17 protein-coding genes and 2 pseudogenes are annotated in these 19,334 nt (G+C 41.0%); 5 read left to right on the top strand and 14 right to left on the bottom strand.

Annotated elements, in window-relative coordinates:
• Window positions 1–139: 139 nt before the first annotated feature.
• The 5 genes and pseudogenes from KCX82_RS09640 to xerA all read right to left on the bottom strand — a co-directional run bounded on the left by KCX82_RS09640 (window position 140) and on the right by xerA (window position 7,451).
• A complete protein-coding gene (locus tag KCX82_RS09640) occupies window positions 140–529 on the bottom strand; it encodes a DUF2513 domain-containing protein (RefSeq protein WP_227018251.1) in 390 nt (129 codons plus the stop codon).
• A 179-nt stretch (window positions 530–708) separates the two neighbouring features.
• Window positions 709–3,717: pseudogene (locus KCX82_RS09635) on the bottom strand (type I restriction endonuclease subunit R); the annotation flags it as partial.
• 33 nt (window positions 3,718–3,750) lie between these two features.
• Entirely contained in the window at window positions 3,751–5,247 is a 1,497-nt protein-coding gene (locus tag KCX82_RS09630) for a hypothetical protein (protein ID WP_227018249.1), read from the bottom strand.
• Between the two features lie 31 nt (window positions 5,248–5,278).
• On the bottom strand, window positions 5,279–6,499 hold the full coding sequence (locus KCX82_RS09625; RefSeq protein ID WP_227018248.1) for a restriction endonuclease subunit S: 1,221 nt from the start codon (window positions 6,497–6,499) through the stop codon (window positions 5,279–5,281).
• A gap of 13 nt (window positions 6,500–6,512) precedes the next feature.
• A complete protein-coding gene (xerA, locus tag KCX82_RS09620) occupies window positions 6,513–7,451 on the bottom strand; it encodes a site-specific tyrosine recombinase/integron integrase (RefSeq protein ID WP_227018247.1) in 939 nt (312 codons plus the stop codon).
• Window positions 7,452–7,485: 34 nt separating this feature from the next.
• On the opposite strand from xerA, the gene KCX82_RS09615 reads away from it, so the two are divergent.
• On the top strand, window positions 7,486–8,217 hold the full coding sequence (locus KCX82_RS09615; protein WP_227018246.1) for a restriction endonuclease subunit S: 732 nt from the start codon (window positions 7,486–7,488) through the stop codon (window positions 8,215–8,217).
• On the opposite strand, the gene KCX82_RS09610 is transcribed toward KCX82_RS09615, so the two are convergent.
• The 6 genes from KCX82_RS09610 to KCX82_RS09585 all read right to left on the bottom strand — a co-directional run bounded on the left by KCX82_RS09610 (window position 8,139) and on the right by KCX82_RS09585 (window position 12,070).
• Entirely contained in the window at window positions 8,139–8,729 is a 591-nt protein-coding gene (locus tag KCX82_RS09610; RefSeq protein WP_227018245.1) for a restriction endonuclease subunit S, read from the bottom strand. The two genes, KCX82_RS09615 and KCX82_RS09610, sit on opposite strands and share 79 nt — an antisense overlap.
• Window positions 8,719–10,221, bottom strand: coding sequence for a class I SAM-dependent DNA methyltransferase (locus KCX82_RS09605; protein ID WP_211800582.1), 1,503 nt, complete (start codon window positions 10,219–10,221; stop codon window positions 8,719–8,721). Before KCX82_RS09605 ends, KCX82_RS09610 begins: the two co-directional genes overlap by 11 nt.
• Window positions 10,222–10,431 (bottom strand): helix-turn-helix domain-containing protein, encoded by a 210-nt coding sequence (locus KCX82_RS09600; RefSeq protein ID WP_211800583.1) that lies wholly within the window; start codon window positions 10,429–10,431, stop codon window positions 10,222–10,224. It lies immediately after the preceding gene.
• A 184-nt stretch (window positions 10,432–10,615) separates the two neighbouring features.
• The gene (locus KCX82_RS09595; protein WP_227018244.1) at window positions 10,616–10,885 is read right to left on the bottom strand and encodes a hypothetical protein; all 270 of its coding nucleotides are present in this window, start codon (window positions 10,883–10,885) and stop codon (window positions 10,616–10,618) included.
• Window positions 10,882–11,427 carry an ImmA/IrrE family metallo-endopeptidase gene (locus KCX82_RS09590; RefSeq protein ID WP_227018243.1) on the bottom strand — a complete coding sequence of 182 codons (546 nt, stop codon included), beginning with the start codon at window positions 11,425–11,427 and terminating at the stop codon, window positions 10,882–10,884. Before KCX82_RS09590 ends, KCX82_RS09595 begins: the two co-directional genes overlap by 4 nt.
• A gap of 142 nt (window positions 11,428–11,569) precedes the next feature.
• On the bottom strand, window positions 11,570–12,070 hold the full coding sequence (locus KCX82_RS09585) for a helix-turn-helix transcriptional regulator (protein WP_227018242.1): 501 nt from the start codon (window positions 12,068–12,070) through the stop codon (window positions 11,570–11,572).
• Between the two features lie 107 nt (window positions 12,071–12,177).
• Between KCX82_RS09585 and KCX82_RS09580 the strand changes: the two genes are divergently transcribed.
• From KCX82_RS09580 to KCX82_RS09565, 4 genes are all read left to right on the top strand, one after another.
• Complete coding sequence (locus KCX82_RS09580) at window positions 12,178–12,735, top strand: DinB/UmuC family translesion DNA polymerase (protein ID WP_227018241.1); 558 nt, start codon at window positions 12,178–12,180, stop codon at window positions 12,733–12,735.
• A 347-nt stretch (window positions 12,736–13,082) separates the two neighbouring features.
• Window positions 13,083–13,508 carry a sigma-70 family RNA polymerase sigma factor gene (locus tag KCX82_RS09575; protein ID WP_227018240.1) on the top strand — a complete coding sequence of 142 codons (426 nt, stop codon included), beginning with the start codon at window positions 13,083–13,085 and terminating at the stop codon, window positions 13,506–13,508.
• Between the two features lie 662 nt (window positions 13,509–14,170).
• A complete protein-coding gene (locus tag KCX82_RS09570; protein ID WP_227018239.1) occupies window positions 14,171–14,368 on the top strand; it encodes a helix-turn-helix domain-containing protein in 198 nt (65 codons plus the stop codon).
• Between the two features lie 21 nt (window positions 14,369–14,389).
• Window positions 14,390–15,520: a site-specific integrase gene (locus KCX82_RS09565; RefSeq protein ID WP_319633346.1), complete on the top strand. Its 1,131-nt coding sequence runs from the start codon at window positions 14,390–14,392 to the stop codon at window positions 15,518–15,520.
• Between the two features lie 92 nt (window positions 15,521–15,612).
• Here KCX82_RS09565 and KCX82_RS09560 read toward each other — a convergent pair.
• From KCX82_RS09560 to KCX82_RS09550, 3 genes and pseudogenes are all read right to left on the bottom strand, one after another.
• Window positions 15,613–15,705 (bottom strand): annotated as a pseudogene (locus KCX82_RS09560) (GMP synthase (glutamine-hydrolyzing)); the annotation flags it as partial.
• 133 nt (window positions 15,706–15,838) lie between these two features.
• The gene (locus tag KCX82_RS09555; protein ID WP_227018238.1) at window positions 15,839–18,370 is read right to left on the bottom strand and encodes a Spaf_1101 family AAA-like ATPase; all 2,532 of its coding nucleotides are present in this window, start codon (window positions 18,368–18,370) and stop codon (window positions 15,839–15,841) included.
• Between the two features lie 37 nt (window positions 18,371–18,407).
• Complete coding sequence (locus KCX82_RS09550) at window positions 18,408–19,262, bottom strand: hypothetical protein (RefSeq protein WP_227018237.1); 855 nt, start codon at window positions 19,260–19,262, stop codon at window positions 18,408–18,410.
• Between the last annotated feature and the right edge of the window lie 72 nt (window positions 19,263–19,334).

Below are 19,334 nucleotides of genomic sequence, written 5' to 3'. Positions count from 1 at the left end.
TTACTAAAAGGTACGAATTTGTTGCTTGATGTATGATTCAAACTCGTTCTAATGGGTCTGGGATTCTCCCAGGATAAGAAAATCAAATGTGATTTTCGCAAGTGTATAAACACTTGCATTGCTTGCCATTATTCTTTAACTAATTTCCCTTAATTATCGAATTTGTTATTCCTTCAACTGTTGCAGAAATAAGGGCATTTGCAACCGACTTAATTGTGTCTACAACCAATGGTAACCCTTTTTTTGTAATTGTTTCTTTGACTTTCTTCCACTGAGAATCGTCCCTTATTTTTTCCAGGAAATCATTCCCATCCCATGTTAGAGAACCGACACCAAACACATAAATTTCGTTGTCAGCATATTGTGCTTTATAGTCCGAAATCAGACCTGCTTCATATAGAATTTTACAGTGATAAGCAACCATCTCGGTATCATATCCATCAATAGCCAAATCGTATATGGCTGTTGAGCGATATTTATCTTCAATTTCCAGTAATATCAGGCGAACAAGGTCCATATCTCGTTTCATTTTAGCCTCCCACATGCTTAATTGTAATCAAGTTCAAAATTATGGGTGTCTACCACTCAATCAATAATATTTATGATCTTCATCGGGATCCAGAACAAATATGCTTGCTTCCCAATCTTGTGTTTCAGGCATTTTGGTCTTGTACTTAATCGTATATGGGTTATATAAATTATTTAGATACTATCCGTCCACATCTCACACTGCCCGATAACTGTGGCGATTGCGTCTTCAAGACCTTCAGGCGGATATTTATACTTCTTCAAAAGTTTCTTGACCATACGCCTCATACCTGCACGGGCAGATTCTTTCTTCTGCCAGTCTATGGTGCGGTTTTTGCGGAGCATTTCTGTGAGTTCGTGGGTAAGTTCAACAAGATCCTTATTCTCATAGAAATCTTTGACTGCTTCCGGTCGGGTTAGGGCGTCATAGAACGCCAGTTCCTCAGCGCTCAATCCCATTGCATCACCTTGTGCATGAGCGTTTGCCATATCTTTTGCCATCTTCATCAGTTCAGTTATGACTTCCTCATTGGAAAGCATACCGTTTAGGTACGCCTTCATTGCACGAGAGAGCATATCTGAGAACTTTTCAGATTTCACAAGATTCGTCCTACGATATAGCGAGACTTGCTCTGCAAGCAGTTTTTTTAGAATTTCAACGGCTAAATTGCGTTCCTTCATCTTTGCGATTTCATCAAGGAACTTAGGATCAAATAGAGAAAACCCTGTGTCAATATCCGAAAATAAGTTGATAACACCTTCACTTTGAATGCTCGCCTTTAGAAGTTCATTAATGCGAGTGTTAATTTCCTTCAGTGATAAAGGCTTACCTTCTCCGGTCAACCTGGTCAGAAGAGTACGCACTGCCTCGAAGAATGCTGCCTCATAGCGTTGTTCTGGTTTCAGCAACGAACGACAAAGAGACAGTGCCTGACGTAGTAGCATTGCTTCTTTAATGAACGATTCACGTTGTTTTTCTTTATCCACTCCCGAAATAAAGTTCACTCCGCCGCTGATGGATTTAGCACGAGTTAGGTCTGTGGCCTTTTCATCCATAAAATTGGAAAAGTCGAATCCAAAAAACAGATCGCGGCAAACCTCCAGTTTTTCTACGAATTTTGGCAAAGCAGTCTTAGCAATGTCCGTATCGCCGTAGTTACTCTTGTCACGGTTGGTGTAGTCATTCATTGCTTGTTTCAGCGCTGAGGCTATTCCTACATAATCGACTACCAATCCTCCTTCTTTATCCTTATAAACCCGATTAACTCGAGCTATGGCCTGCATCAAATTATGTCCTGCCATAGGCTTATAGACATACATGGTTGCAAGAGAAGGGACATCAAAGCCCGTTAGCCACATGTCTACGACAATAGCGATTTTCATTGGATCATTGTCATCTTTGAATTTCTTGGCCAATTCATCACGGCGACGTTTATTACCAATGATACTGCGCCACTCTTCTGGATCTTTGTTGCTATCCGTCATGACGACGCCAACTTTTTCTATCCATTCTGGGCGCAACTGGAGTATTTTATCGTAAATTTTCATCCCGATGGCGCGAGAGTATGCAACAATCATGGCCTTGCCTGTCAGTTCGTATTGGCGGTTTTCTTCATAGTGCTTGATAATGTCTACGGAAAGAGCTGTTATCGTCTGGTCCGCACCGAGAATGCTTTCCATCTGACCTAGTTCTTTCTTGCTCTTTTCTACAAGGTAAGGCTCTGCGCTTTCCGCTACAAGATCGTATTCAGCGTCGATACGGTGCAAGACATCCTCATCTAGCTTAAGGTGGATCACGCGGCTTTCGTAATACACAGGACGTGTTGCGCCGTCTTCTACAGCTTGGGTCATATCATAAATGTCTATATAGTTTCCAAAAACCTCAATGGTGGAGCGATCTTTCGAGGAAATCGGTGTTCCTGTAAACCCTATGTATGTAGCATTAGGTAGGCTTTCACGTATGATAAGGCCAAAGGACTTCTGAATCCGCCCGGTCTGACTGTCAACCCTTTCGTCGATAAACTGACTGCGATGCGCTTCGTCCGCTATGACGATGACATTACGTCGGTCAGATAAAAACTCGGAGCTTTCCTCAAATTTCTGTGCGGTCGTAAAGATAATGCCGTTTGCCTGCCGTCCAGCAAGCAATTCTTTCAAATGGGTTCTGCTTTCGGCCTGTTGAGGTGTTTGACGGAGAAACCCCGCACATTTTGCGAATTGGCCAAAAAGCTGATCATCAAGATCGTTTCGATCTGTCAATACAACGATCGTGGGAGAGTTTAGCACTTCTTGTAAAAGATGGGCATAGAAAACCATGGATAGCGATTTACCACTGCCCTGTGTATGCCAAAACACACCGCCCTTTCCGTCCGTCTCAGTAGCTTTGATGGCAAAGGCGGCTGCTTTTCGTACAGCAAAATATTGATGGTACGCGCCAAGAATTTTAGCATCCCCGGAAAAACAGATAAAATTCTTGATTATATCAAGCAGTCGCTCCTTTTCAAATATTCCCTCAAGGAATGTATCAAATTGAGCATACTGTGTATTTTCATAGCTACCGTCTTTTGTTTTCCATTCCATAAAGCGGTCTTCACCTGCCGTGATAGTTCCTGCTTTAGAGATGGCAAGATCACTCATCACTAGAAAGGCGTTGTATATAAACAGCGATGGTATCTCATGCATATAGTTACGAAGTTGCAAGAATGCTTCACTCGCATCCGTTTCCTCACGACTGGGCGACTTGAGCTCAAGCACTACAACAGGGAGACCATTAAGGAATACGATAACGTCAGGGCGCTTTTCGCTATTCTCAATTATGGTCCATTGATTGGCAACGGTAAAAGTGTTCCGTTCAACATTTTTAAAGTCGACTAGATAAACGAGAGAAGATCGCTGTTCACCACTATCAAAGTAACTTACCGAGACCCCGTTTTGGAGGTAATCCATGAATTGGATGTTCTTCTGCAATACCGTGCCACCCTCAAAATTGCGCAACTTATATGCAACCTCGTAAAGTGCGACTTCTGGTAGCTGGGGATTTACCCGATGCAACGCAGCAAGCAACTCCTCTTTGTGTAGCGGGTCCGTATAATCACGGGCAAAATCAGGTGCGTAAATATGGCTGTACCCCAAGGTGTCGCGAAACACCTCTAAAACAGCATTTTCATAATTTGCTTCGGTATATGGCATGCGGCTAACCTCCTTTATACTGATTAGCTTCCGTTACAAAATATCTGCGAAATATCCTTCTTCGGTCTTGGAAAACATAATTTTAGACGGAAACAAGTTCTCACCCAAATTTGCAAATCCGACCAAAGTCATAGCCCATTCAGTTAATTCCGTTGGAATTCGATAGCACTTTGCTTCAGTCTCTTCTGTTACAGTAATCATTGGAATCATCTCTTTGCTAAAGCCTACCGACAAAACGTTGCATATTTGTAGGCCGCTTTTAATGACAAGCATTGGCTGCCTGCTCGTATCGAAATAAACCTTTGCACCACGTTGGTTATAGAAATAGTCTTTTGTGGTGTCGACCACAGGATCAATTGGAAGTTTATTCCGCATACGTTCAAAATAGTCAGCCAGGCTTTCGCAAGTATAAGCGTTAAAGTATTCGCCTTGCATTTCAAGATCTTTCTTTATCTCTTCTGCTGACTCGAAATGATTCATAAACCTCAAGAGAGCAATAAACACAATAAAGTCGTCTGAATAGGTTCCTGCATACGACTTATACCAAGCCTTATTCAATTCGACTGCAACTTGATACATCTTTTTGTAAAGGGCAAGCTGTCGTTCGTTTAGCACGAACCAGCTTTTATCAAGAATCTTCTTGTTTACCTGCTCTTCTGGCGAGGTATAGCGCAGCGTACTACGTAGCGCCTTAAGCAATTTGGAAATGACCCCTGCTAACAAATCTGCCATGCGAATCCCGCAGGAGGTCAACGAATCGGCTTCGGTTACCGGAAATAAGCCCACACGTTCCGCTGCTTTAACCGTATTCCCCTTTTCACCTTCCTTGTCAATGGTTAGCGAATAGGTATGAATAGCTTTTTCAGCCAGATATTTTTTGAAGCCTACGAAAGAGATGTCGTAATTCCAGTCGATTGTTCTAATCGTAGATATATCATCTAAAATCATAAGAATTTGGCTAAATTGCTCAATTTCCATTTGCTTCAGCGTTTCATTTGCCTTATCCTTTTCTATCTGAGCTGAAAAGAAGCTCTTCAACAAAGCGATCAGTTCGCCCGTGTTCTCATATAGCCCCGCCATAATGTCGCTTGGCTGATACAAGACTAATGCCTTCGTGATTGAATATTTCATCGCGTCCATGTCCACGAAAAAGGTATTTTCGTAATCTTCAAATAGCTGACGGATGATATATTCAATTTTACTTATGACTGCATAGTAGACAAAGATTCTTTCATCGAACAAACCCAAGAAGTCTTCCAGCAAAGAAAGATTGTCATTGTTCAACGATGCAAAACCACTTTTCAGTTTACTTTGCTTGATAGTATTGCTCTTCAATTCGCCATCGGACTGCCTGTGCTGATACTTTTCTTCAAATGCGCCATACCTTTCATACAAACTGGCTTGATTCTCAGAGAGCCAGCCAACGATAACCGCGATAAAACTGTCGGAGTAATTCTCCGCAGTTATTGTTTTGTGGTTAATCTTCCTGCTATGCTCGGATTCGTCATAGTAGAAATTGAATTTGCCCATCGGCGGCCTCCTTTCGCAGTTTGGTAAATCATCATTTAGCGTCACCGAGGTCGACAACCGACAACTCACCAGACATCAAGCGGGGTAAGAGACTGTCACGAATTTCGGCAAGACGAGCATTCTCAGCTTCGAGTAACTCTTGCTTCGCGAAAATGGGGGTGCATTCTTCTTGAAAACGGCGAAGCGTGTCATCATCAGGGATAACAGCGGGAATGCCTTTCATTGTTGTTCCCGATACTTCTTTAAAAGTCGAACCCGAAGCCATATTCTCAATGCTCTGAAGGTTTTCAATCAGGAAGTAGTAAATGAAAGCAGTGCCGACACTTTCTTTCGGAACGATAGACTTGAAGCCCTGATTTGTGCAAACCTCGCCGCTCGCAATAGCGATGTAACCGATAGGCGCTCTGGAACTGAAAAGGACAGTTCCTCGTGGCATAAGCCTTGCGCTGCTGTTGCGAAGCCCAAGTTCTGTGATGTCGTCAGCTCCGTGAGTGATGAACTTACTCTTATTGACGGACAAATCTTTGGGCGTTATCCAAGCGATGCCGTGCTCGGTGTAGTATTCGGGCTTCGCTTTAGATGGCGTACTGCCACCAATGACATCGCCCAAGTCGGAAATCGTGCCATCTCTCCAATCGGCAGGCATTTCCCCGCCAAACGGCTCGAAGTCCACAAACCACGACTTGAAGATGGCCTGTGCCATCTGCTCTAAATGATGATTTATCTTAGTATTGTTGGCAATTTTGTCGTCAAGAGCTTTAAGAGTTCGCCCAATCTCAACCTGTTCTGGGAGTGATGGCAAAAGCAGCTCTATACTCTCAATGTCGGAAGGTTTAATGGATGGATAAGCCGAAACACTCTGTTCGCCTATGGCGTGTAAGCCATCTACGATGTCGTTTTGTGTCAAGTAATAATATAGATAATCAGCATCAGCCTTTGCCTTGTCTACCCTTATGACCGCAAAACCTGTGGAAACAAGCATGTTCGGCACCACATCCTTAACAATGCCGTAATGCCTTTGGTTAGGACGTACCGTCGAATATAGGATATCATCTACGACGACTTTACGTCGTGCCCTGCTCGGCAGGGTGTCCCTCCCTATTACAAGGTGCTGAATCTCACTGACACTATTTTCCGTAATGCTCCCCGTGTCCAGATAATTAACATATGACCACTTCTCTGACACAGAGTAGGTATTGGGGTTTGTTTTGCATATATCACTTATTCGTGTGATCTTCCAGTCTTGAGACACTACCATTTTCCTCCTAACCAATAAACTTTCTATGTGAATTCTTTACATTTGACTGATTAACCATCGCGTAATGCATCGTCGTGTCTATCTTCACATGACCAAGTAACCGCTGTACTTGCTCAATGGGCATACCTTTGTCGATTGCCCGTGTTGCTAGAGTCCGACGGAACTTATGCGGATGAACCTTATTCAAATCAGCCCGCTTGCCTATTTTCCTGAGCCGTGTTTCCACCCCGCCGATAAGCAACCGCTCACGGGGCTGGTTCAAGGAAACGAACAAAGCAGGGTTATTGTCATCTCTGCTTTCTAAATAATTTAGCAGGTGAATTTTAGTTCGGGCATCGAAGTAGACCATTCGTTCGCTGCCTCCTTTGCCTAATACAACACATTCCCGCTCATGGAAATTCATGTCCCCTCGGTTTAGGTTCACCAATTCACCTACACGCATTCCTGTCGATGCGAGGAGATCAACTATTGCAAGATCACGAATTTGATCGCAAGCGTCACGGAGTAGTTCCAAGCCTTCATCACTGATGGTTTCTTTTATCGGTTTGTCAGTCTTTATTTTATGAATTCGGCGCACAGGGCTTTTTAGTATGTAGTCCTCATCTTCAAGCCAACCAAAAAAACTACTAAAAATACGCCTCATATTGTCAATCGTCACTTTGGAAGATCCGCGAAATTTTTGATAGTCAGCCAAATACCCGCGAAGGTCGTCTGTACTGATTTCACGAAAATGCTTACCAATGCTATTAAGCATTTGTCGGACAGTGAAGGTGTAATATTTCAGCGATTTGTCACTACAGCCTTCTATTCGTTTTGCGGCAATAAACACGTCCAACATTCCTCCGTTATTATTAGCATCTGTCGGTTCTAGAGCCTCTTTTTCAGTTATATCGACTCCGTCAAAGGCGTATGTCAGCACCCGTCTGAGTTCCTCTAATTGCTCCATATTAAGCGTCGAAGCCATTCTTACTTGAATTTGTGTGATTAGTTTATCCTTCAAAATAATTCCTGCCTTTCATCTATTTTGTATATTGCTGGCAGGAGGAGCGGTAAATCATCATTTAGAGCAGATAGCGCAGGCCATTTTTAAGTCGTGGTTCGTTGACTTCGAGCCGTTCGGGTACGTAATGCCCGACGATTGGAGGGAAGGTACACTCAGCGAGATAGCCACCATCACTATGGGGCAATCTCCAGAAGGGTCGAGTTACAACGAAGATGGCATCGGGACTGTCTTTTATCAGGGTCGTGCCGAGTTTGGCTCTCGCTTTCCAACTCGCCGCCTGTTCACAACGCAACCCAAGCGAATGGCGGCAAAAGGTGATGTGCTTATGAGCGTTCGCGCCCCTGTTGGAGATGTGAACGTTGCCTATGAATCCTGTTGCCTTGGTCGTGGCTTGTCGGGTATCCAAAGCAACAACAGCTGTCCGTCGTTTATCCTCTACACGATGTTTGCCTTGAAGCAACAACTTGATATGTTCAACGGTGAAGGCACGGTATTTGGTTCTATTAATAAAAACGATATGGCAACCCTCCCTGTGCTTATCCCTTCTGACAAAGTGCTTCGTCAATTTGAGGAACTGGTTAACCCGATGGACGCTACCATCGAAGCGAATTATGCGGAAAGCTGTAATCTTCAAGCCGCCCGCGATTCGCTTTTACCTCGGCTGATGTCCGGCGAGCTGTCCGTTGCCGATCTCGTCGACACTAAATGATGATTTATCTTTCTGTTTTCAGCAATCCGAGCATCAAGCGCAGAAAGCGTGTCGGCAATCATCTGCTGTTCAGCGAGGGAAGGAAAGTCTACATAAATGTTGGCAAATGTATCCCTCGTAATCGTGTCAAATACCGAACCGTGCGTCTGCCTCTTCAGAAGGCGGATACTGTCTTTTAGTAGATAGTATAGGTACGTCTGAATAACCTTGCCTTTCTTTCCCCGTATTCCATAGCATGACTGGTTAAACGCCATCGGAAAAGGAATCATAGCAAGCTCACCGACTGTGCCACGTGCCGAAATAATTATGTCGTCCACATTAAGTAGCTTTGTTGAGCTATTCGCCAAACCCGCTTCAGTAATTTTTTTTTCGGTAGAGTAAACATAACGGCTATCATCGTTAAAATCCTTGACTGAAAGCCACGGGATGTCACCACCCCAGTATTCAGGGACGCTTGTTTTGGGCGTGCCACCGCCTATAAGGTCGATATTTTCTGAGAGTTTAGATTTCATATCCAAATGCCCCCAGTCTTCTGCGAATTTCATCCTCTAACTCATGCGAACGTTTGAACATCTCGGACAGTTCACTTGTCAGCCGTACCATCTTCTCCTCAAACGGCTCGCCGTCGTCTTCCTGCTCCTCAATACCGACGTACCTCCCAGGTGTGAGTATGTAGTCTTGCTTTGCAATATCTTCCGTAGTAACAGCGGCGCAGAAACCCTTTATATCTTCAAGTTTTCCTTCATCGAAGGCCTCAAAAGTGGCAGCAATCTTGGCTATGTCTTCCGTGGTCATCTCGCGTAAGCGGCGATTGACCATCGTCCCCATTTTACGGGCATCGATAAACAGCGTCTTGCCTTTCTGCTTTTTGTTTCGGCTGATGAACCACAGAGAAACTGGAATCTGGGTTGTGTAGAATAGCTGAGTAGGCATGGCAATAATGGCTTCCACCAGATCATCTTCTAAAATTCTGCGACGGATATCACCCTCACCACCACTTTGAGATGAAAGCGATCCGTTTGCAAGGACCATACCGATTTTCCCGTTTGGTGACAGATGATGAATCATGTGTTGCAACCATGCAAAGTTCGCATTTCCTGAGGGTGGCAGACCATATTTCCAGCGCGGATCGTCATTAAGGGAGCCATCATTCCAATCAGAAAGGTTGAACGGTGGGTTCGCTAGGATGTAGTCTGCTTTTAATTGTGGATGCAGATCTTTGTGAAAAGTATCTGCATTGTAACCTCCAAGGTCTGCTTCAATACCATGAATAGCAAGGTTCATTAGAGCCATCTTACGAGTTGTGGGGTTGGAGTCTTGACCGAATACAGACAAGTTGTTGATATTACCCGAGTGATGTTTAACAAAGTCAGCAGATTGAACAAACATGCCACCCGAGCCGCAACAAGGGTCGTATACACGCCCTTTAAACGGCTGTAGAACTTCAACAAGTGTTCTTACGACACAAGATGGTGTAAAGAATTCGCCTGCTCGTTTGCCTTCCTGTTCAGCAAATTTGGAAAGACAATATTCATATGCACGGCCAAGAAGATCTTTGTCACTTCCATGGTCAACCATTTGAATATTGGTAAACAGATCCACTACATTCCCAAGACGACGTTTATCTAATTCACTACGGGAATAGTTTTTCGGAAGTATGTCTTTCAGCCGCTTGTTTTCTTTTTCAATTGCCCGCATCGCATCATCGATAACTGAACCAATCTCCTCCTTATGAGCTGCTTCGGAAATAACACTCCAGCGAGCAGAGGGTGGAACGAAAAAAACATTTACTTCCGAGTAGGCATCCTTATCCTCAACGTCGTCATCATCAGCTTCAAGTTCCTGGTAACGTTCCTCGAACTTGTCGGAAATATACTTTAGGAAAATAAGCCCAAGGACGACATGTTTGTATTCGGCCGCATCCATGTTGCCACGTAAAATATCTGCAGCTGCCCAGATTTGTTGTTCAAAACCGATATTGGCTGTGTTATTTCCATTTGCCATTTATTTATCCTCCTTGATTAGTTCCATTATTTCTTTGAGGTCGCAATCAAGAGCTCTGCATATTTTTATCAAAACCTCCGTGTTGATATTCTCATTTCGCCCAAGTTTCGCAATTGTAGAAGGGCTAATACCTGCCATCTCACGAAGGTCTTTTTTCTTCAAGTCTCGGTCGATTAGGAGCTTCCAAAGTTTTTTATAGCTTATAATCATTGCCCTTCACCTCTATTAGGATTGATATCACAAATTCATACATATGTTAATTATAACCAACCCTCTTTGACATAGCAATAATAAGTTTGCGAAATCGTACTATTAGTATGGTAAGAAGTATTTTTATAATAAAAAAGCCGATCAGATGTCGGTCTGTCGGCGATATCAATTATGATGAAATTGCTTATTTTCGTTCCATAAACCATTTCCCAAGGTTTGTCCCGCTGATATTTGGACTTTGCTCAAAGAAAAGATAACTCTGATGACCATTGATTTGGACTGTATAACGGTCACCTTGGCCGCCTGCTTTCAGTGCTGCTGTAGGGCGAACATCCAGGACCTTTTCGATGGAATACTCACGGCCATCTTCCCAGCGGAGGCGTCTTGGGAAAAGATGTCCGTCTTCGGAGAAGGAAGGAATAACGGCAACATAGACTTTAGCCTGTGAAGTCACGTGTCCTCACCCCGATCAGAAAGGTGTTTAAGGAAATTGCTGTTGGACTGGATCGGAGATTCGATCAGCCAGCCTTTTCGTTTGAGAATCCGAAATTTGAAGTCAAGCAGTTCAGGAGGAACTTCCAGTTCCTTGGCGACCGAGAAGAAGAAGGTGTCCTCACTGAGGAGTTCTGTGACTTCATCATCTTCCAGCAGGTATTCCGCAGCGAACAGATTGGCTTCATACTCCATCTGGGAGGATGTATCATACAATGCAAAATCATGGAAAGCCTTCATCTTTGCTGCCTCATGATGAAGGACAGCATGACCGATTTCATGGGCCAGGATAATCCGTTGAATCGGCTCCGGCAGGTCGCTGTTGATGGTGATGTGCTTTTTTCTTGATTGTCGCAGAAAAAACCCTTTGCACGATTTATCTGAACTGCCAAGCGGCATTACTTGAACGATGATCCCCATGGCTTCAGCCAGTTTCCAAGGATCTGGCTCATCATATTTTCGCATTATGCGGGACACTTCCCGGCAAATTATCTCTATCGACATGTAATCACCTTCAAATGATATAAAATCAAATACTCATCCCGCTAACGATCCCTCACTATCATTAAATCAAAGTGTCGGTACAAAAAAACGGACAGTGAACGATAAAATGGTCGGCTGGTTGGAAATAAGAACAAAGAAATTCTTAATCCATTTCCTTTTTTCGGCCATAGGTTTTCCGGGCTTCTTCCTTACACTTTAAATAAGCCTTCATAACCGCTTCAAAAAAAGCATCCTTGGCTTCCTGATCCAGGGCTCCGCCAGCAAACAGTGCTACGTTTTGCTCAAGGAGAACATCCATTTCCTTAGCTGCCTTTGGTCCCAGTCGTTCCCGAGCTTCCTCAATGTAGGGAGCTTTTTCTATGCCGTATTTTGGGTCTGTGATCTCATCATTGAGCAGAAAGTCTACGGATACCTGAAGGGCCGCAGCCAGCTTTCTGGCGATATTTCCACGAGGCTTGGTGTCCGTTGTTTCGTATGCAGCAATGGAACGTTTTGAAACGCCGACAAGCTCACCCAGTTGCTGCTGATTGAGCTTCAATTCCTCCCGAGCTTCTTTGATCTTCACTGAGAAAGTTTTCATTTCCTTGCCTCCCGTAATGAATATAACTTCGTCAACTTCATTTTTGTATTGACTATTCTTCATTAGCCTGTTAATATTGAGCTACAAGATGAAGTTAACTTCATTATACCTTCTCAAACTTCATCTGTCAACGAAGAAGTTATAGAAACCCTTGGAAGGAGTGGTTTTTTATGAGTAAGGACCGTGCAATACTGCATAGTGATCTGAACATCGATTATCAGCTTCGAGTCCATGACATGAAAGCCAATGGCGTCCAAATCACAGTGAAGGACAATACCCTATCCTATCGTCAATATCAGATGCAGTTGCCCATGGCGACCCAGAGCCCCATGGAGATTGCCTCAGCAGCACGGCATCTGTTTGAAAATAACTACGACTGGCATACATTTGTGCGGGCAGTACAGGAGGGATACCCTATGAGAACAGTCCAGATCAAATGCAATCGAGAAAGGAGACTCTTTGACACTATAGAAGGCTCAAAACTGAAGATCCTAATCAAGTGCAGTAACACCAAGGTCTGCCCCTACAAGTCAGACTGTCTGAGGACCACAGAGATCGTCCTTGGAGCAGAAAAGGAAGCCTTTGACGAATTCTACAAAGCCATCAACTGTCCCCATTGTGGGAAGCGACTTTTCGATGTCACTACTGACAGCGTAGGCATTGTCACCATCAAATGTGAGATGTGTGGAAAAGTCGCAACCATTCCGGTCATCGCAGACCAGGGATAAACTCATTATCTGATTATGGAGCACCGGCGCACTTTTCGAAGTAGCGACCACCGCACGAGCAGGTAATGAACAACTGAATATCAATCGATACCGAGCACCGGAGCCGATTCACTGAGCTACCACCGCCGGATGATTACTCAATTGAGAGGATCATCCGGCCTTTTTTATTCAGTAATCAGCTTTTTGGCAGTGCATCACCAATGACAGGCTTCCCGCCAAAAGGAGTCTGTCATGTTTGTTTACAGCCAAATGAATAAAGCTGGCTGTCTCGTCTCACCGAGATGCCGCAGCCCACCGCCTCCTTCTTGTTCGCCGCTAACAAGCCAACAACGAGAAGGAGAATAAAAATGAAAAAGATTAATCTGCGGGACGTATACCCGTTTTATGAGAATGATTGTTTTGTTATGGTCGATGATGAGATCGCTGAGATCTTTGAAGAATCCAAGCGAAAAGAGCTGAATTATCAGCGCAAGATCTACAGAAATGGAGCTCACTTTTCCCTGGATCGGGACGATGGGATCGAGCATGATGCCATCTTTATCTCGCTTTCGCCTTATGAGATCTATGAGCGGAAGATGACGAATCAAGAGCTTCATTGTACCATCAGCAAATTGCCAGACATCCAGGCCAAACGGATCTACGCGTACTATTTTCTCGACATGAATAAGTCTGAAATTGCCCGGGCTGAAGGCGTCAGCGTGAAAGCAGTCTGCAAATCCATCAACCAAGGTTTACAGACGCTCGAAAAAGAACTTAAAAAATTTCAGAAATAGGGTTCAAAAAATGTCTGTAAATGTCATGGCTTATGAGAGGGACTTTTATCTTCTCATAAAATCGATCTTTGACAACTTCATATAGGAGAACCGGATACCTTTGATGCATGAGCCGGAAGGACAAGCCAAGCGGCAGGTACGCAAAGACCTTCGTTTTAGGAAGAGAGCGAGACATACCCATGCTGCAGGCCAATCGTGGCGGATTGGCTGGCCAAGACCTTGTGCATCAGATAATGATACTTCCGTATAGTCACAGTCCGAGCGTGATCAAACCGTCGCAGGCAATGAGTACGGCCCGCCATCAGAATGGAGGGAGGTGAAAGTCCTATGAGAGCGTAAGCCCACGCTTGTCCGGTCCATCCAAAGAACCAGAATCAAATACAGCAGCCGCACTGCATTCAGGCATTCTTAATGATGCTTCATCCTACGCGGTGCGGCTGCTTTGATTTTCATGTCAATTTTATTGATGGTTATATTCCACTGCATCGACAACATTGTCACATGAAACCGAGACGTGATACCCTCACCTTAAGTTCATCATCCCTGCAGAATTAAATAAAACCCCTGCATTCATCCTGGACATACCAAACCGCCGGGGCGCTTTTACCGACGGCTTGGTATATTCAGGAGATCCATCCTGAGAAAGAAAGGAGAAAACGAAAATGACAACCGAAAGAAAATTCGCCATCGAACCATCAAGATTTATTCATGCTGAAGAAGTCGCAGAGATTTTAGGTGTGTCGGTATCCTCTGCGTACCGGATCATCAAGCGTCTTAACAATTCTCTTAAGGACCAGGATAAAATCACCGTGGCCGGTAAGATCAGCAGACGCTATTTCGAAGAGAAAGTGATGCTGTAAATACTAAACACGTAAAGCAACATGACACGAGATTTCATGGTTCAGTGCTTTGCGGCCAGAGAGGGTGATGCTATGCCAACCTATAAAAATGAAGCCACCGGCAGCTGGTATTGTGCCTTTTACTATACCGACTGGTTAGGCAACCGAAAAAAGAAAAAGAAGGAAGGCTTTAAAACCCAAAGAGAAGCCAAGACTTTCGAACGACAATTCATTGAGAAGGCGGAAGCCAGTCCCGACATGTCCTTTGGCACCCTGGTGTCCATCTACATGGAGGATTGTAAGACACGGCTCAAGCCAACCACCTACAGTGGCAAGGAATGCCTTATCAACACAAAGCTGCTGCCTTTTTTCGAGGAGATGCCCATCAACAAAATTGAACCCGCAACGATTCGCAAATGGCAAAATACCTTGATGGAGGATGAGAGCGACTATTCACAAACTTATTTGAAAACCATCCACAACCAGATCTCCGCCATTTTTAACTTCGCCTCCAAGTATTATAAGCTTCAAACCAACCCCGCCAGAGTGTGCGGCAGCATGGGTAAGAAAAATGCAGAGTCCATGTTGTTCTGGACTGTAGAGGAATTCAGAAAATTTCTCCCCTTTGTCTCGGATAAGCCAGTTTCAAAGCTGGCCTTTGAAATCCTGTTTTGGACGGGTATCCGATCGGGTGAATTGTTGGCATTGACTTTGAACGATTTTGACTTTGATGCCAAAACATTATCTATCACAAAAAATTACGCCCGCCATGAGGGTGAAGATCTGATCATGGAACCCAAGACGCCCAAGAGTCGCCGACTGATCGCAGTGCCATCCTTTCTTTGTGCTCTGGTCCAGAAATACGCCGAACAGCTTTATGACTACGAACCAAACGAAAGGCTTTTCCCGGTGACCAAATCCTATTTGCACAGCGAGATGACACGAGGGACGAAGAAATCTGGCATCAAGCGCATTCGCGTTCATGACCTGAGACATTCCCATGCCTCCATGCTGATTGAGGAAGGCTTTTCAGCCCTCCTGATCTCAGAAAGACTGGGACACGAAAGCATAGAAACAACGCTTCAGACCTATTCGCATCTTTATCCCAATAAGCAGATCGAAGTCGCCAATCGCTTGGATCAAATGAATAAACCAGATAGTCCAAATGAATAATTACAATAGGACCTGTAGTACGCTTTTAGTACGGTCAGCAAAAAGCAAACCCTGAAACCACGTTATATCAATGGTCTCAGGGTTTTTAACTGCTATTCCCACTCAATGGTTGACGGTGGTTTCGAAGTAACATCATAAACAATCCTGTTGACTCCCTTTACCTCGTTGACGATCCGGTTTGAGATTGAAATTTCAACAGTCTTAAATTCTCAAATTATAGCTGTTTTAGATATCAAGAAGCGACTGTTTTAGATTTAATTGTATTTTATAGAAGTATATCATACACAGTAGAAATTTATCAATCTAATTTATAGAGTCTCAGTTGTTTCTTAAATAATCTTTATAAAGATAGTATTTATGTACAAAAGAATCGTTACCCCCTTCTAGGTGGTTTATTATTTCCATAACAATTGTTGATTTTGCAGGGTATCCCTTGCATTTTACCCAACCATTTCTATTATCCGATTCTAACACAATTACTTGTTCAGCCTTAGCATTAGTTACAATTGTCGAACTATGTGTCGCTATAATTATTTGCCTTAATGATTTGACCTCTCGTAATTTATTAACTAAATTTTTATAAATATAACTATTATCTAAGTTATCTTCAGGTTGATCAATAATTAAAGGTGTTTTATCATTAGTGAATTCACTATAACTCAGTACAAACGATAGCATAGCAACTACTTTTTGACCTTGTGATAAATATGCTACGTCCCTAAATAAATCATTCTTTTTCTCCCTATTTTCTTTATTATTAATATTAAATTGCAATGAAAAATACTCTAAGTTTGCAAAATATTCTTCTAGCATATCATTAATTACATAAACAGAATTATTTAATAAATTCTTCCTAATATAATTTAGTATTACTTCCTTATTTGACTCATTTAGAATCGTAAATCTTTCAACCTGATCAAAGTCAACTTCAAAGGCAAACTCAATTATGTTTTTTATATGACTTATTTGATCATATTTTCTATTTTTAAATAATTCTATTATATCAATAAAATGCAATTCTTTATTTAAAGAGTACATAAAATCAATTATATTATCTTCTGATATATTAAATTTTCTTATTGATTTTCTATCACTTTCATCAGGGATTAATACTTGTTCCCAATCCAACTCACTATTTAAATCGCCCTGCGTGTACACTATTTTCAGTTGATGTTTATGCTTTTCATTATATTTACCAATTATTAGATGAATTAATTCGAAACGCTTTCTCTTTATTTCAGATACTTTATTCTTAATATTTTGAATTTCATTATTTGATTTCAGCTTTCTAAATCTTATTTTGCTAATATCATTATTCTTAGATATTGTTTCATATATATAATTATTCAATTCATCTGAACCAGCTATATTAACAAGATCATTTATCGAATATCTTTTATTGAAGAATTTTTTCATAAGAGAAAGTTTATTTGAATTGATAATTTTTAATTCAAAATCTTTGCCCTTATTGATTATTTTCATTATAGAAATATAATTACTAAGTGTATATTCCGCTATTTCCTTAGGGTTAAATTGAAATTTATGTTTATATGATCTATTAATGCGAGTTGCTTCTTCAAAGTATTTTAATATATCATCATCACGGTATTCATAATATGGAGGATAGAAACCGATTAAAAAATCGTCTCCATTCAAAGAATACAATAAATAGATGCTGTCATAACTACATACCATTTCTAAACTCTTTTTATCACTTATTCTTTGCGATAATAAGAATTCCAAGATTACTAAAATGCTACTCTTACCAGTACCTTTTCCTCCGATAAAGCAATTTAGTGATTCTGTAAATGTAATCCAAAAAGGTTCTGGATTATTTTTTTCATTGCTTCCAAGAAAGCCATTTCCCTCAACCCATAGACCTTTTATATAACTATTTGGCTGCTTAGGGCTTTCAAATTCCATTGAAATATTGTAATCTCTAATAGCATCCTTAATCATCTTAAAATTGCATGTTTCCCCTTTAATCCAAAAAATGGACTTATTAATATCATCTATTGCATGCGAATCAGAATCTAAAACAAATCTAATATCATCATTTCTAAACTTACGTATTTTTCCTTCAATGTAGCTAATATATTTTATATCACTTACTCCAATGGTATTAAAACCCTCAATATCAAACAGCCTTTTTTTATAAGCTAATGATAGATACTTATCCTTAAATACATCCGACGAATTAATATGAGCTATATATGGAAATCCATTCATCTCATTCTTAATAGCATCTACAACGTCATATGAGGTTAAGTAAGTACCATCCTTTTGGGTCATAATGTTTGTCTCTAGCCACTTATTTATTAATCCTTTACTCCTCTCAGTGTTGTCAAAAATCCCTACAATATGATTCTTATCCCCACATGATATTTCTATTCCCAGGATTACTTCTGGGTATATTTTAATAATCTTACCTTTGCAATATATATCTATTGCCTTTGTTAATTTATCATATCCCGATATTGTGTTATGGTCTGTAATTAAAACCAAACCAATGTTATGCTCGATTAATTTTTGAGCAATTAAAAGATATGTGAAATATTCTTTATAGTTTACATAGATGCTATCTAAAGGGATATCGGTAATATCATCAAAAGGTATATCTTGAAATAGGTTTTCTGATTTTGCAATTAAGAAAATATCATTATCCGATAACCCAGTATAATAAGCATTATCTTTTTCAGTATATAACCTATAATCATGTGAAGCTGGTGTATGAAGGTGAAATATACTTTTATGAAATTTGCCAAATTTCTTTGAGTTAGAATTTAGCACTTCATAAACTTTTCTAAATTTTTCGTTATCTGTTTCATATTCACTATTCTGACTGAGCACTATATACTACCCCCGTTTCATTTAAAAATTCTTCAACTTAATTCTGCTTTGCTGAATTTCTGAATTCTTTAAGTGATAATTTATATTCACCGACCGTTCCATGATGCACAGCATATGCTTCAGATATTCCGACATATGGAATAAATGTTATTAAAGATTCATCAGGCATGCTCCAATACTTTAATGTAAAAATATCACTTTCGTTATAATAATATGTCCCATCAAACTGACCATTAATTCTACTGACTACACGTGAATACAGATCATCTGATCTGTAATATCCTTTATCGGTGCTACCAATTACTTGGCCATCGAATAAGGGGAATTCAAATAATGTTTTTAAATCCTTTTGTTGATAAATGATTTGTTTATCATCTTTAAAGAAGTCCTTTAATTCATTGATTTCATTTTCATCATCCACATATAACACTTTATTAGAATCAATAAAAAGGACAAATTCCTTATTATTTATTCTATCAATCATTTCCTGAAATTCTTCGTCTGTACCTTTTTCTAACTCAAAGTAGTCAATATTAAATATATCCCCTTTAGCGACCACTAGTTTAAGTCTGCCTTTTTCAATTGAATCTATTAGCTCCATTTTAATATTACTTTGATAAGACTTTATAGTATTTTTTTCTATTGTTGTTGTATAAGATAAATCATAAATCCATGAATTTCCCTTTTCCAATGGATAATATTCTTTTACTTTAAAATCATCCATAGTGTTTGTTTTCTTGATTTCATACATAATTGGTTTATTGTATTTAAAAACGTCATATTGAAAAAAATCTATCATGCCAGAAGAAGTTAAAATGACTGTGATTAATGCTGATACTACAGCCACTACAATAGAAATAACCAAGGTGTTTTTAAAACTATTATCTCCCATAGCTTTCAACTCCTACCTAATAAAAATTTACTATTCAGCAACAGATTACCATATATTTCAATGGAATTATAT

The sequence above is a fragment of the Sinanaerobacter chloroacetimidivorans genome, from assembly GCF_018128545.1.
Taxonomy (GTDB): Bacteria; Bacillota; Clostridia; order Peptostreptococcales; family Anaerovoracaceae; genus Sinanaerobacter; species Sinanaerobacter chloroacetimidivorans.
Note: the sequence above shows the minus strand (reverse complement) of the source record. Positions and strands in the feature narration are given on the sequence as shown.

Bases quoted from the DNA above. Each gene is read 5' to 3' on its own strand.
- KCX82_RS09640 (WP_227018251.1), bottom strand. From the start codon at position 529: ATGAAACGAGATATGGACCTTGTTCGCCTGATATTACTGGAAATTGAA.
- KCX82_RS09630 (WP_227018249.1), bottom strand. From the start codon at position 5,247: ATGGGCAAATTCAATTTCTACTATGACGAATCCGAGCATAGCAGGAAG.
- xerA (WP_227018247.1), bottom strand. From the start codon at position 7,451: ATGGAGCAATTAGAGGAACTCAGACGGGTGCTGACATACGCCTTTGAC.
- KCX82_RS09610 (WP_227018245.1), bottom strand. From the start codon at position 8,729: ATGAAATCTAAACTCTCAGAAAATATCGACCTTATAGGCGGTGGCACG.
- KCX82_RS09605 (WP_211800582.1), bottom strand. From the start codon at position 10,221: ATGGCAAATGGAAATAACACAGCCAATATCGGTTTTGAACAACAAATC.
- KCX82_RS09600 (WP_211800583.1), bottom strand. From the start codon at position 10,431: ATGATTATAAGCTATAAAAAACTTTGGAAGCTCCTAATCGACCGAGAC.
- KCX82_RS09590 (WP_227018243.1), bottom strand. From the start codon at position 11,427: ATGTCGATAGAGATAATTTGCCGGGAAGTGTCCCGCATAATGCGAAAA.
- KCX82_RS09585 (WP_227018242.1), bottom strand. From the start codon at position 12,070: ATGAAGAATAGTCAATACAAAAATGAAGTTGACGAAGTTATATTCATT.
- KCX82_RS09580 (WP_227018241.1), top strand. From the start codon at position 12,178: ATGAGTAAGGACCGTGCAATACTGCATAGTGATCTGAACATCGATTAT.
- KCX82_RS09575 (WP_227018240.1), top strand. From the start codon at position 13,083: ATGAAAAAGATTAATCTGCGGGACGTATACCCGTTTTATGAGAATGAT.
- KCX82_RS09570 (WP_227018239.1), top strand. From the start codon at position 14,171: ATGACAACCGAAAGAAAATTCGCCATCGAACCATCAAGATTTATTCAT.
- KCX82_RS09565 (WP_319633346.1), top strand. From the start codon at position 14,390: ATGACACGAGATTTCATGGTTCAGTGCTTTGCGGCCAGAGAGGGTGAT.
- KCX82_RS09550 (WP_227018237.1), bottom strand. From the start codon at position 19,262: ATGGGAGATAATAGTTTTAAAAACACCTTGGTTATTTCTATTGTAGTG.